This is a genomic window from Microbacterium suwonense, assembly GCF_030296555.1.
In the GTDB taxonomy this organism is placed as follows: Bacteria; Actinomycetota; Actinomycetes; order Actinomycetales; family Microbacteriaceae; genus Microbacterium; species Microbacterium suwonense.
Genome location: NZ_AP027728.1, coordinates 1,640,883 through 1,653,906 on the forward strand (window position 1 = coordinate 1,640,883; position 13,024 = coordinate 1,653,906).

Here is a 13,024-nt window from a genome sequence, read left to right on the forward strand (position 1 = left end):
TCGGGGAGCCCGCCTTTCGCCTGCAATGATGGAGAGCCAGGAGGGCGCGGGCGGATGCTCGGCCGACGACCGAGAGGATGCGGGATGCGGGTGCGAGAAGACCGAAATCGGTTCGCGGGACTGATCGCAGCGCTGGCAGCCCTAGCCCTGTCCGTCGGTGTCGCACTGGTCTCTGCTGCGCCGGCAGCCGCTCAGACGCCCGCTGACCTCGATCCGGGCTTCGTCACCGATCTCTCGGATGTGCTCACGGATGCCGAAGAGGCGGCCCTTGAGCAGCACTTGGGTGAGCTCGCGGCATCCGAGGGCAAGCCGGAGCTGTATGTCATCCTGGTCCCGGATTTCGAGAACCCCTCCAACGCGCTGCAGTGGGCGGATAAGACCGCGACGCGCAACAACCTCGCATCCGATCAGTATCTGCTCGCGATCGCCACCTCGGGACGAACCCTGGCGATCTCAGCCGAGTACGGCGGTGAAGGAACCGCTGCCGGCCCGCTCTCGGAGAAGCGCGTCCTGCAGATCGAGGATCGGCTCGGCGGCGACTACCTCGCCCACGACGACTGGGCCGGTGGCATCGACTATGTCGCCGGCGAGTTCGAGAAGACCCCTGGCCCTGGTGGGTCTGGGTGCTGGGCGTGGTGGTTCTGGCGCTGATCGTGTTCGGTGTCGTGCGGCTGGTGCTCTATCTGCGGCACCGGGCGGCCCTGGCAGCGGAGCTGCGCACGCTGGAGGGCCAGAAGAAGCGGGCCGCACGGCTGCTGGTGCACGCCGATGAGGCTGTGCGCACCAGCGAGCAGGAGCTCGGCTTCGTCACCGCGGAGTTCGGCGAAGAGACCACCGCCGAGTTCACCACCGTGCTGCGCGACTGCCGCGAAAAGCTCGATCAGGCCTTCGTCCTGCTGGAGAAGCTGCAGGACGCCACGCCGGACACGCCCGCCGAGACCCGGTCGTGGACCGACGAGATCATCCGGGTGTGCGGGCAGGTCGACAGCGAGCTGGACAGCCGCAAGAAGAAGCTGGCCTCGCTGCGCGCGCTGACGGATGCCGCCCCCGAGACACTTGCCCGGCTGAAGGCTGCGCGTGCGGACGCCGCCGATCTCGCCACGGATGCCATGACCCGGCTGAGCACGCTCTCGGCGACCTTCTCACCGGCCGAGCTGGTCGGTGTGGCGAACAACCCGACCGACATCGAACGCCGGCTCAGCGATGCCGACGAGCAGCTGGCAAAGCTGGAGAAGGCGGTGCGGGCACGGCGGCCCCGCGCCATCACCCGGACCGTGCACGAGATCGAGCGGCTGCTGAGTGAAGCACGCGACCTGCACGATGCTGTCAGTGCTCGTGCGAATGCGCTCGGGGCGCGCGCAGCGGGTGTGCCCGGTCCGGAGACGACCGGCGCGGAAGCAGCGGGTGCGACCGATGCCTCCGCGAGCGGCCCCGATGTGCTCCTGAGAGCTTCGGCCGCGGTGCAGGCGGCCGAGGCTGCGGTGAAGGCCCGCCCTGGCCAGGTGAGCGCGACCACGCTCAGCCGGCTGCATCTGGCGCAGCGTCAGCTCTCCGAGGCGAAGGCATCCGACGATCCGAAGGAGGTGCGACGCCTGGCGATCTCCGCTCTCGGTGTCGCCGAGCAGGTGCAGTCGCTGATCAGTGCACCGTCCTCATCGGCCACTGGGCGCTTCGTGCGCTCCACGACGGCTTCGCAGGCGATCATGCACGATCCTGCCCCTGTGCCGGGGGCCCATACCTCGCAGCCCTCTCGCCCCTCTCGCGTCCGCGCCGACGGTCCCACGACAGCGCGGACGGTGTGGGGTGCGTTCACCGGTGGGCTCATCGGACTGTTCAGCGGCTTCAGCGCCACGGACGGCGAACCGGGCGCCATCATCTTCTTCGTCATCGTCGGGCTCGTGATCGGCGCGCTGTCCGGGATCTTCGGCGACGGCGCCTCGTCGTCATCGGGGTGGGGCGGATCCGGCTCCCGCCGCTCGTCGTCCTGGAGCAGCTCCTCGCGATCGCACTCGTCCCGATCCTCCAGCCGTTCTTCCAGCCGTTCCTCCAGCCGTTCCTCCAGCCGTTCTTCCGGCCGCTCCGGTGGACGACGCTTCTAGCCCGGCACGAGACTTCCCCTCCAGCACGAGACTTCCCTTCCGGCACGAGACTTCTCCTCCGGCACGAGACTTCCCTTCCGGCACGAGACTTCTCCTCCGGCACGAGACTTCCCCTCCAGCACGAGACTTCGCCGCACGCCCCCTGTCTCATGCTGGGAGGGAAGTCTCGGTGGTGTGGTGGGGCAAGGGGGTTCTAGTCTGGTGCGATGAGCGCGTCCGAGCACCTGGCCGACCGGCTTGCCGACGGCATCCGTGCCGAGCTGCGCAACCTCGCCGACCCGAGCCTGGCTCCCGGACAGCAGGCGTACATGAAGTCGACGATGCCGTTCCTGGGTGTGCGCGTCCCCGCTGTGCGCGCGCTGGTGCGGCGTCTCGCAAAGGAGCACACGGATGCCGAGCTGCTGCGCGACGCGGCTCTGATGCTGTGGCACGGGGCGAGCTTCCGCGAAGAGCGCTACGCTGCCCTGGCGCTGATGGCGCTGCCGCCGCTGCGCGGGGACGCGACGACCCTGCCCGTGCACGAGGAGATGATCCGCACCGGCGCGTGGTGGGATCTCGTGGACGAGGTGGCTCACCGGCTGCGCGAGCTGCTGGATGCGAACCCCGTACAGCTGTCACTGGAGCTGCGCATCTGGGCCGACGACGAGGACTTCTGGGTGCGTCGTGCGGCGATCATCAGCCAGCTCGGGCGGCGCGAGGCCACCGATCTCGACCTGCTCGAGTACACGATCCTGGCGAATCTCGACGACAGCGAGTTCTTCATCCGCAAAGCGATCGGCTGGGCACTCCGCGACCTCGGAAAGACAAACCCCGATTGGGTGCGGACGTTCGCAGCACGGCATCCGCTCTCCCCGCTCTCACGACGCGAGGCACTCAAGCACCTGGCCTGACGCCCACCCCTTCCCTTCCCCCACCCCACCCGAGACTTCCTTTCCAGCACGACACAGGCCGCGCGGCACATGGTCTCGTGCTGGAACAGAAGTCTCCTGCTGGAACAGAAGTCTCGTGCTGGAAGGGAAGTCTCGCGGGGGTGCGGAGCGTCAGCGGCGCGGCGGACCCGACAGGGCCGTGCGGACGGCGGCGGCGAGGGCGGTCATGGCCGCGTCTTCGCTCCAGGCGGATGCGGCGACGGGAGCCTGCGCGGCGAGACGCGCGTGCAGGTCGGCGTCCGTGAGCACCCGGCGGATCGCCTCGGCCAGGGCGCTCTCGTCTCCGGGCGGCACGAGAACTCCCCGCCGTCGCGCAGCACGTCGCCGGGGCCGTACCGGACGTCGTAGGAGATCACCGGGCAGCCGGCGGCGAGCGCTTCGACGATCGACAGGCCCTGCCCCTCGAACGCCGTGGCGGTGACCATCAGCGACGCCCGCCGCAGCACGGCGGCGGGATCGTCGGTGCGGCCCATCAGGCGCACCCGGTCGCCCGCCTCGAGGGTTGAGATGAGCTCTGTCACGGATGCCGTGGACGGCCCGTCTCCCCAGATCTCCAGCCGCGTGCCCGGCACGGCGGCGGCGAGAAAGGCACGCACGAGGTGGTCGATGCGCTTGCCGGGGGCGATCCGCGAGACGCTCACGACCAGGCCGGGCTCACGCTGCGCGTCGCTCACGGTCGGCAGGGGGATGCCGTGCGGGGCGACCAGGTTCACGGCATCCGAGCCGAATCGCGCCTGCACCTCGTCGCGCTGCGCCTGCGTGGGCCAGATCACCGCGTCGAAGCGGTCGCTGAGGGCGAACCAGCGCGACCATAGCGCGTTCAGTGGCGCATCCGGCGTGTACGGCGGCTCCAGGTGCATGGTGTGGATGGCGTGCACGATGCGCGCCCGGGGTGCGGCCAGCCGGCCAGCAGCTCGCCGAGCTGGCGGGACTCGCAGATCACCACGACCGGGCGTTCGGCCTGCTCCACGAGGTGATCCAGCCACGCGCGGTACAGCCCGCCGAAGCCCGGCAGTGCGCCGACCGTGTCGCCGTGCTCGTCGTACACGCGCACGGGTGCGGTGCTCAGATGCCAGTCGGGGTCTCCCGAGATCACCGGCAGGGCCAGGATCGGCCGGCTTTCGGCATCCGTGATCTCGCGGTACTCGTCCGCCTGCTCCGCCGTCGCTGCATGGCTCCCGCAGGGGGCGGAGCGGGCGGCAGCGCTCAGCCACTCCGCGGCACCACCGGACGAAGCACCGGCCTCGTCGAAGAGATTACGCAGGGGAACAGCGGCGGGGAGCATGCCGAGACGGACGAACTCGGCACGGTGCGCTGCGTGCGCGGCGGCGTCGGCCGGGTCGACCGTGAGCACCTGCACGTCGGCGCCGCGCTCGGCCAGCTGTCGGGCTCGCGCGGCCGTGGCGATCGTGTAGCCTCCGTCGAGTCCGGGGATCAGCCTGCTGGACAGCACGAGAAACGCCGCGTCGGGGAAGAGCCTCTCCCCGGCGCGGCGTCGCTCACTGCGGTCACTCCCACTCGATGGTGGCCGGCGGCTTCGAGGTGACATCGAGCACGACGCGGTTCACCTCGCGCACCTCGTTGGTGATGCGGTTGGAGATCTTCGAGAGCACGTCGTAGGGCAGGCGGGTCCAGTCGGCGGTCATGGCGTCTTCGCTGGAGACCGGACGCAGCACGATCGGGTGGCCGTAGGTGCGGCCGTCGCCCTGCACGCCCACCGAGCGCACGTCGGCGAGCAGCACGACCGGGCACTGCCAGATGGTCTGGTCCAGGCCCGCCCTGGTGAGCTCCTCGCGGGCGATGGCGTCGGCTTCGCGCAGGATCTCGAGCCGCTCGCGGGTCACCTCGCCGATGATGCGGATGCCCAGGCCCGGCCCGGGGAAGGGCTGCCGCCCGACGATCGCCTCGGGGATGCCGAGCTCGCGGCCGATCGCACGGACCTCGTCCTTGAACAGGGCGCGCAGCGGCTCGACGAGCTCGAAGTCGAGGTCTTCGGGCAGACCGCCCACGTTGTGATGCGACTTGATGTTGGCGGTGCCCGTGCCGCCGCCGGACTCCACGACATCCGGGTACAGGGTGCCCTGCACGAGGAACTTGACCGGCGCTCCACCGGTGGCCTTGGCCTCTTCGACCAGATCGCGCTGCACCTGCTCGAAGGCGCGGATGAACTCGCGGCCGATGATCTTGCGCTTGGCCTCGGGGTCGGTGACGCCGGCGAGATGCCCGAGGAAGGTGTCGACCGCGTCGACGGTGATCAGCCGAACGCCGGTGGATTCGACGTAGTCCTTCTCGACCTGCTCGCGCTCGCCCTTGCGCAGCAGCCCGTGGTCGACGAAGACCGCGGTGAGCTGGTCGCCGATGGCCTTGTGCACGAGGGCAGTGGAGACTGCCGAGTCGACGCCGCCGGACAGCGCGGAGATCACGCGCGCGTCGCCGACCTGCTCGCGGATGCGCTCGAGCTGCTCGGCGATCACGCTGTCGCTGTTCCAGTCGGCCGGGAGCCCGGCACCCTTGTGCAGGAAGTTCTCGATGATCGCCTGGCCGTGATCGGAGTGCTTGACCTCGGGGTGCCACTGCACGCCGTACAGCCTGCGCTCCTCATTCGCGAAGGCGGCGACCTTGGTGGCATCCGTCGTGGCGAGCACGTCGAAGCCCTCGGGCGCACGGGCGACCTGGTCGCCGTGACTCATCCAGACGTTCTGCTCGACCGGCTGATCGCCCAGCAGCGTGCTGCCCTCGGCCGAGATGTGCGCGTCGGTGGCGCCGTACTCGCGCAGACCGGTGTTGGCGACCTCGCCGCCCAGGGTCTGCGCCATGTACTGGAACCCGTAGCAGATGCCCAGCGTGGGCACACCGAGCTCGAACACGGCCGGATCCAGCTGGGGTGCGCCCTCGTCGTAGACCGACGACGGACCGCCGGAGAGGATCAGCGCGACCGGGTTCTTCGCGGCGATCTCGTCGGCGGTGGCAGTGTGCGGCACGATCTCGCTGTACACGCCGGCCTCGCGCACGCGGCGGGCGATCAGCTGCGCGTACTGCGCACCGAAGTCGACGACGAGCGCGGGGCGCTGCTGGGTCTCGGTCTGCTCGGTCAACGGGAACCTTCCGTGGATGAGGCTGTGGTGGGGGTCTCGGAGCCTGCTGAGGCGTCTTTCGCTTCTCGGGAGGCCAGGTATTTCCTGATGTCGCGGGAGACGCGCAGCTCCATGAAGAACGACAGGAACGGCACGACGCCGCCGAGTGCGAGCATGATGAAGCGCAGGAACGGCCAGCGCATCAGGCTCCACACGCGGAAGCACGCGAACAGGTACACGACGTAGAACCAGCCGTGCACGATGAGAATCCCGAGCGACAGGTTCACGCCGTCGCCGGTGGATTCCAGCCCTTCGGCGCCCTCGACCACGTCGGCGAACCAGAGGAACCCGCCGGAACCACCGAGGAAGAGCTCCAGGCGGATCGGGGTGTACTTCAACACCATCTCGGTGACGAGCAGCAGCAGCATGACACCAGTGATGACAGACGCGATCTGATAGAACTTCAGCGCGCCGCGGATCGCCGGGAAGCTGGCGATTTTGGGCTCGGGCATGGAGACAAGTCTAGTCGGCGGCACGGCGCGCTCTGAGCGGATGCCGACGTCCCGCCTCCCGGATGCCGACGCCCCGCCGCCCCGCAGAGGGACACCCATCGCGCGATCGGACGCCCGCCGCCTCCGGAGAGGCGACGGGCGTCCGTGGATCAGGCCGTTCGATCAGTGTCGAGCGGCCCGACGCCGCCGCAGGACGACCAGGCCGAGGCCCGTCGCCAGCAGCAGTGCTGCGAGCAGCAGGTACGGCATCGAGTCCGCGCCGGTGATGGCGAGGTCATCGCCAGCTCCTGCGGCCTCGGTCACCGTCAGCGCAGCCGTCGCCTCGGCGCCATCACTCTGGATGACGGCGATGGTGTGCGCCCCCGCCGCGGTGCTCTTCGGGATCACGACGCTCGTCGAGAAGGTGCCATCCGCGGCCGCGGTGACCGTGCCGAGCGTCACCGGGGTCGAGCGCAGCTCGATGGTCAGCTTCTCGCCTGCCGCGAAGCCCTCGCCCGTGACGGTCACGGATCCGCCTGCAGCGACCTTCGCCTTGTCGAGTGCGATGGTCCCGCCGGCCGCAGTGGTGGCGAAGGTCACCGGGACCTCGACCGTCGTGCCGGTGGCATCCGTGGCCACGGTCAGCGTCTGCGCACCGTGCGCATCGGCCGGGACCGTGAACGTCAGGCTGGCGCGTCCGACCTCATCCGTGGCATCCACCACGGTCGGGTCGATCGCGGCGGTGGCCAGTTCGACGCCGTCCAGCGAGACCGAGGCCGAGGTCGGCGCCGTCTCGCCCGCGCTGAACGCCAGCGACGAGAGATCGACGGTCACCTGGTCTCCCGGTGCGGCACCGGCGGGCGTGACCGCCACACCGACCGCGCGCTGTGCGAGATCGGGCGAAGCCGTCTTGTTCTCTGTGAACCAGTCGACCATCGACTGCAGGTCGACCTTTCCGGTGTCCTTCTTATCCGCGCCGTCGGCGAGGGTGAAGAAGTTGTCGCCGCCGGCCGCGAGGAACGAGTTCGCCGCGACCAGGTACGACGCCGCCGGATCGATGGCTGTGCCGTTCAGCGTGATCGACGTGATGTGGCTGCCCTTCGCCGCCGTCGGGTCGTACGTGTATGTCAGCCCCTTGGAGACGCCGAGCTTCAGGAACGGACGGCTCGCGCCGTCGGGCTGCCACTGCTCCTCGAGCACCGACTTCAGCTGCGCGCCGGTCAGCTGCAGCGTGACCAGCGTGTTGGCAAACGGCTGCACCGTCGCCGCCTCGCGATAGGTCACGTTGCCGTCCGGATCGCTGTCTCCCGTCGATGCGTAGGTGAGATTGGCACGGATGCCACCGGGGTTCATCAGCGCGATCTGCGCACCGGTGGACCACTGCTGCACATCGGCGACGAAGTTGCCGATGGTCGACTCGCCGCCACGGTTCTCGGTGCTCCCGTCGCTCTGGCGAGCACGGTTGAGGTCTGCGGTGATCTCGCCGACCTTCACGGCGCCGAGGACGTCAGCCTCCTTCTTGGCCTCATCGACGATGGACTGCACGGCCGGGACGGCCGGGTAGTTCGGCACCCAGACCTCCTGACCCTTGGGGCCTTCCTGATGCGCGAGGGGCGGATCTCGTTGACGATCGAGATCAGCTCCTTCGTCGTCGGGTCGACCTGCAGGTTCATCACGCCCAGGTTCTCGCCGTACTGCCCGGCAGAGACCACCGGACGGCCGTCGATGACGTGGTTGTACGCCAGGTGGGTGTGCGCCGAGACGATCGCGTCCACGTCGTCATCGACGCCGTAGACGATCTCGCCCAGCGGGGAGTCCGGTGTGATGCTGGACAGCTCCACGGTCGAGGCGCCCTCGTGCACGAGCAGGATGACGACGTCGGCCTCTCCGTTGGAGGGGTCGCCGTCGCGCAGGTCGTCGGCGACGGCGTTGACCGAGTCGGGGATGCTGCGCACCTCGAGATCCTTGATGCCGTCGGGCGAGACGAGGGAGCCGAGGTCCTCGGTGACGGCGCCGACGAAGCCGACCCGCACCCCATCGACCTCCTTCACCCATGCCGGTGCGAGAGCCGGCTGACCGGTGGCGGTGACGAACACGTTCGAGGAGATGTACTCCCAGTCGGCGCGGTCTTGCACGCGGTCGCGCAGATCCTCCCAGCCCTGGTCGAACTCGTGGTTGCCTGCTGCGCTCACGTCGAGCCCGGCGGCGTTCAGCGCGTCGATGGTCGGGTTGTCGTCCTGGATGAACGAGGTGAACGTCGAGGCTCCGATCAAGTCGCCGGCGGCGGCGAAGATCGTGTTCGGATTCGCGTCGCGCACCGACTGCACGGCACCCGCGAGCACGGCCGCTCCGGCGGCGGCGCCATCGGCCTCGATGCGACCGTGGAAGTCGTTGATCGTGGCGATGTCGATGCTGATCGGCGGCTGGTCGGCCGAGACTCCGACCAGGATCGGGTCGTGGTCGCTGGATCGGAACGGGGTGCCCGACTCCGTGGCGCCGAAGGCGTAGCCGCGGTCACTCCACTCCGGTGAGTTGATCGCCCAGACGCCGGCTCCGGTGATCGACGAGGCCAATGAGGGCGAGGCGATCACATGGTCGAGTGAGCCGAGCTCGCCGTCGAAGGTGTACGTGTACTGCCCCTTCGCCTTGCCGGGCACGGTGTCGAGCCAGCCCTGCGAGGTGAAGACCTCGATCGGGTCCTCCTGCGCATAGGCGTTGAAATCGCCGATCAGCAGGATGTCGCTGCTGCCGCTATCGGCCTTCAGCTGCTCGGTGAACTGCAGCAGGGACTGCGCCTGAGCGACGCGGTCGGCGTTGAAGAGGCCCTGCCCGTCGGCCGGCTCGGGGTCGCTGCCCGACTTGGACTTGAAGTGGTTGGCCACCACCGTGACGGTGCGTCCGTCGATGTCGAACGTCTGCGCGATCGGTTCGCGAGCATTGCCCCAGACGGTCTCGTCCGTGATGGTTGCGCTCTCGCCCTTCGGCGTCACCGCGCCCTTCTTGTAGATGATCGCGTTGGTGATGAAGTCGGTGGTCGCGGGGTCGTCCAGCGCGTCTGGGGTGGGCACGTACTCCCACACCTCGGCGCCTGCAGCCGCATTGAGACCGCTGACCAGGTCGGCGAGGGCGCTGTCGATCGGCTCGCCGAGCTTGACCGAGTTCTCGATCTCCATCAGCGAGACGATCTCCGCACCGGTGCCGTTGATCGCCGCGACGATCTTGGACTTCTGGATCGCGAACTGCGCCGCATCCTTCGCGCCGCGTGCGTCGGAGTTCTGCGAGCTGAGCGTGGTGAAGTAGTTGTACACGTTGAACGACGCGATCTGCACGTCGCCACCGACGGACGGCACAGAGGGCCGCGGGTTGTTCGTCGTGAACGTCACCCTCTCGGATGCCGGGGAGGTGCTGTCCAGCGGCGTGACCGGCTGCAGACGCCAATCGTCGAATCCGTACTGCAGCACGAAGGCGTTGCCGCCGAAGTCGACCCCGTCGCCGTTGCGCACGACGACGTCCTCGGTGAAGTAGGGCTGGTCACCGGGATGAGCGGCATTGCTGATCTGCACGTTGTAGCCGTCGTCGAGCAGGATGCGGTCGGCGCGGTTGGCCGCGGCGATGGCATCCGCGTCGGGACCGGGGCTCTTGAGCTCGGTGCTCTTCACGTTCAGCTCGCCGGGGTTCAGCCAGAGGGTGCCGAAGTTGTAGAGCTGGTGGCTGGAGGCCACCAGGTAGTCGCCCGTCGGGGTCACGAGCATGTTCTCGTACTGCTCGCGGTCGGTGCCGACGACGCTCGCCGGCAGCGCGACCGGATCGGGGGCGCCGACCCCGGCGGTGACGAGGGTCACGTCGGCCGCTGTGCCCGGGGTGAGCTGCGTCTGGCCGAAGTACTCGCTCACCGTGCCCGTGACCGAGACGAGGTCGCCGATGCTCCCCGGCACGGACTTTCCGTTCAGGTACACGAAGATGCCGTCCGAGGCACCGGGAGTGTCGTCCGTGTCACCGCCGGAGCCCTGCGTCTGGATGACGATGCCGTCGTAGCCGCCGGTGCGGTAGTCGGCGGTGATCACGCCCTCGACGACGACCTTCGTGCCCGCTTCGGCGAACGGCGACACGCCGCCGGTGCCCTGCACCTCGGCGATCGAGGCCGGCACGGGCTCGGGATCGCCATCCGCCGCGAAGGCCGGTGAGGCGACCAGTGGGCCGAAGCCCAGCGCGAAAACGGTGGTCATGGCAAGAGCGCAGGCACGCCCTCGGATTCTCAGACGTGGCGCGGGAACCATCGGGTTCCCGGCATCGGGGCCGGACATCGTCACTACTGTCTCCTCGTTCGGTCGACCGCCGGATCTCGTGAATCCGGCGCAGCGCACGGGCGTGACCCGACGGCGCATGTCAGCGAACCTATGACCGGCCACCGACATCGGCAAGGGAGTTCGTCAACTGCTAACCGAATGGTCATCCCGCGGTTCGACTAACGGGCAGTCTCCCCGGCCCCGGATCCCTCCCCGGCAGCCTCCTCGAACTCCTCGACCTCGCGCTCCCAGGCATCCTTGGCGAGTCGATACCAGAGATAGAACGCGAATCCGGCGAAGACCGCCCACTCGGCTGCGTAGAAGATGTTCAGCCAGTTGATCGGCGATTTCTGCTGCGGCGGAGGCGAGCTGATGTCGACCAGACCGGCGGATGCCGTGACGGATGCCAGGTACGGACGGTACACGTTCAGCTCATCGATGTCGTGCCATCTGCTCAGCAGTGCCGCCGGCGACATCCGTGTGAGCTGCAGAGGATCGGCGCGCGGCGGCACCTCCACGCCTTCGTCATCGATGAGACGCCCCGTGATCTTCACCGAGACGGCGCCTTCCCGCTGCAGGGATTCGACGGCGGCATCCGCCTGCTCCCGCGTCTGCGCCCAGCCGACCGCGACGGCGATCGAGGTGCGCTCCGCGACCCGCAGCTGCCCGGTGACCCAATAGCCCTCTTCACCGTCGTTGAAGCGCTGCGAGAGCACGATGAAGTCCTCGGGCACCCACGTGCCACTGGTCTGCACGCGCTGCCCGCCGAGCTGCTCGGCGAGGTACTGTCCGGGCTCGATGACCTCGTCCAGCGGACGCACCTGCTCGGTCATCCCAGGCGGTGGCGGATCGGTGTCGATCGCCCGCGCAAGCTGCCACTGCCCGAGCCAGGCGAACACGCCGGCGACGACCAGGCACAGCGCGAGCACGCCGAGCCAGCGCCGGCGCAGCATCACCTCGCGCAGGGTCGGCGGGAACTCCTGCGGCAGGTTCAGCCCGCTGTCGGTCATCCCAGCTCGTAGGGCGCGAGCACGACCTCGACGCGCTGGAACTCCTTCAGGTCGGAGTACCCGGTCGTCGCCATGGACTTGCGCAGAGCGCCGATCAGGTTCGCCGTCCCGTCGGCGACGGGAGCGGGGCCGTACAGGATCTCCTCAAGTGTCGCGACGCCCTCCACCGCCACGCGGCGGCCGCGCGGAAGCTGCGGGTGGTGCGCCTCGGCGCCCCAGTGGAAACCGTTGCCGGGAGCATCCGTGGCGCGCGCGAGCGCGACGCCCAGCATCACAGCATCCGCCCCCATTGCGAGGGCCTTGACGATGTCGCCGGAGGTGCCCACGCCGCCGTCGGCGATCACGTGCACGTAGCGTCCGCCCGACTCGTCGAGGTAGTCGCGGCGAGCGGCGGCGACGTCGGAGACGGCGGTCGCCATCGGTGCATGGATGCCGAGGGTCGCGCGCGTGGTGGAGGCCGCTCCCCCGCCGAAGCCGACCAGTACGCCCGCGGCGCCCGTGCGCATCAGGTGCAGGGCCGCAGTGTAGGTGGCGGCGCCGCCGACGATGACGGGCACGTCGAGGTCGTAGATGAACTTCTTCAGGTTCAGCGGCTCGGCGACGCTGGAGACGTGCTCGGCCGAGACCGTGGTGCCGCGGATGACGAACAGGTCGACCCCGGCTGCCACGACACTCTCGTAGAGCTCCTGGGTGCGCTGCGGGGTGAGGGAGGCCGCGACGGTGACGCCGGCCTCGCGGATCTCGGCCAGACGCTGAGTGATGAGCTCGGGCTTGATCGGCTCGGAGTACAGCTGCTGCATCCGCACGGTCGCGCGTTCGACGGGGAGCGCGGCGATCTCGTCGAGCAGCGGCTGCGGGTTCTCGTAGCGCGTCCATAGGCCCTCGAGATCGAGCACGCCCAGGCCGCCCAGACGTCCCAGCATGATCGCCGTCTGCGGGCTGACCACCGAGTCCATCGGGGCGCCGAGCACCGGGATATCGAAGGAGAACGCGTCGATGGTCCACGTCGTCGAGACGTCTTCGGGGTTGCGGGTGCGCCGTGACGGCACGACCGCGATGTCGTCGAACGTGTACGCGCGACGCGCGCGCTTGCCTCGGCCGATCTCGATGTCCATGCTCACCCTCCCAGACTACC

Annotated in this window: 11 protein-coding genes; 3 read left to right on the forward strand and 8 right to left on the reverse strand. The window is 69.1% G+C overall.

What is annotated here, in order from left to right:
- Nucleotides 1-84 precede the first annotated feature (84 nt).
- From QUE33_RS08210 to QUE33_RS08220, 3 genes are all read left to right on the forward strand, one after another.
- Entirely contained in the window at nucleotides 85-651 is a 567-nt protein-coding gene (locus QUE33_RS08210) for a TPM domain-containing protein (RefSeq protein ID WP_286299010.1), read from the forward strand.
- The gene (locus QUE33_RS08215; protein ID WP_286299012.1) at nucleotides 633-2,099 is read left to right on the forward strand and encodes a hypothetical protein; all 1,467 of its coding nucleotides are present in this window, start codon (nucleotides 633-635) and stop codon (nucleotides 2,097-2,099) included. The genes QUE33_RS08210 and QUE33_RS08215 overlap by 19 nt, the downstream gene beginning before the upstream one ends.
- 206 nt (nucleotides 2,100-2,305) lie before the next feature.
- Nucleotides 2,306-2,989 (forward strand): DNA alkylation repair protein, encoded by a 684-nt coding sequence (locus tag QUE33_RS08220; RefSeq protein WP_286299014.1) that lies wholly within the window; start codon nucleotides 2,306-2,308, stop codon nucleotides 2,987-2,989.
- Nucleotides 2,990-3,192: 203 nt separating this feature from the next.
- Here QUE33_RS08220 and QUE33_RS08225 read toward each other — a convergent pair whose 3' ends face one another.
- The 8 genes from QUE33_RS08225 to QUE33_RS08260 form a co-directional block, all read right to left on the reverse strand.
- Nucleotides 3,193-3,906 carry a glycosyltransferase gene (locus tag QUE33_RS08225; protein WP_286299017.1) on the reverse strand — a complete coding sequence of 238 codons (714 nt, stop codon included), beginning with the start codon at nucleotides 3,904-3,906 and terminating at the stop codon, nucleotides 3,193-3,195.
- Entirely contained in the window at nucleotides 3,849-4,481 is a 633-nt protein-coding gene (locus QUE33_RS08230) for a hypothetical protein (RefSeq protein ID WP_286299019.1), read from the reverse strand. The genes QUE33_RS08225 and QUE33_RS08230 overlap by 58 nt, the downstream gene beginning before the upstream one ends.
- 55 nt (nucleotides 4,482-4,536) lie before the next feature.
- On the reverse strand, nucleotides 4,537-6,123 hold the full coding sequence (gene guaA / locus QUE33_RS08235) for a glutamine-hydrolyzing GMP synthase (RefSeq protein WP_286299022.1): 1,587 nt from the start codon (nucleotides 6,121-6,123) through the stop codon (nucleotides 4,537-4,539).
- Nucleotides 6,120-6,614 carry a DUF3817 domain-containing protein gene (locus QUE33_RS08240; RefSeq protein WP_286299023.1) on the reverse strand — a complete coding sequence of 165 codons (495 nt, stop codon included), beginning with the start codon at nucleotides 6,612-6,614 and terminating at the stop codon, nucleotides 6,120-6,122. Before QUE33_RS08240 ends, guaA begins: the two co-directional genes overlap by 4 nt.
- A gap of 162 nt (nucleotides 6,615-6,776) precedes the next feature.
- On the reverse strand, nucleotides 6,777-8,165 hold the full coding sequence (locus QUE33_RS08245; RefSeq protein ID WP_286299024.1) for a bifunctional metallophosphatase/5'-nucleotidase: 1,389 nt from the start codon (nucleotides 8,163-8,165) through the stop codon (nucleotides 6,777-6,779).
- Nucleotides 8,084-10,819 carry an ExeM/NucH family extracellular endonuclease gene (locus QUE33_RS08250; RefSeq protein ID WP_286299025.1) on the reverse strand — a complete coding sequence of 912 codons (2,736 nt, stop codon included), beginning with the start codon at nucleotides 10,817-10,819 and terminating at the stop codon, nucleotides 8,084-8,086. Before QUE33_RS08250 ends, QUE33_RS08245 begins: the two co-directional genes overlap by 82 nt.
- Before the next feature lie 239 nt (nucleotides 10,820-11,058).
- On the reverse strand, nucleotides 11,059-11,889 hold the full coding sequence (locus QUE33_RS08255) for an SURF1 family protein (protein WP_286299026.1): 831 nt from the start codon (nucleotides 11,887-11,889) through the stop codon (nucleotides 11,059-11,061).
- A complete protein-coding gene (locus QUE33_RS08260; protein ID WP_286303122.1) occupies nucleotides 11,886-13,004 on the reverse strand; it encodes a GuaB3 family IMP dehydrogenase-related protein in 1,119 nt (372 codons plus the stop codon). The genes QUE33_RS08255 and QUE33_RS08260 overlap by 4 nt, the downstream gene beginning before the upstream one ends.
- Nucleotides 13,005-13,024 lie beyond the last annotated feature (20 nt).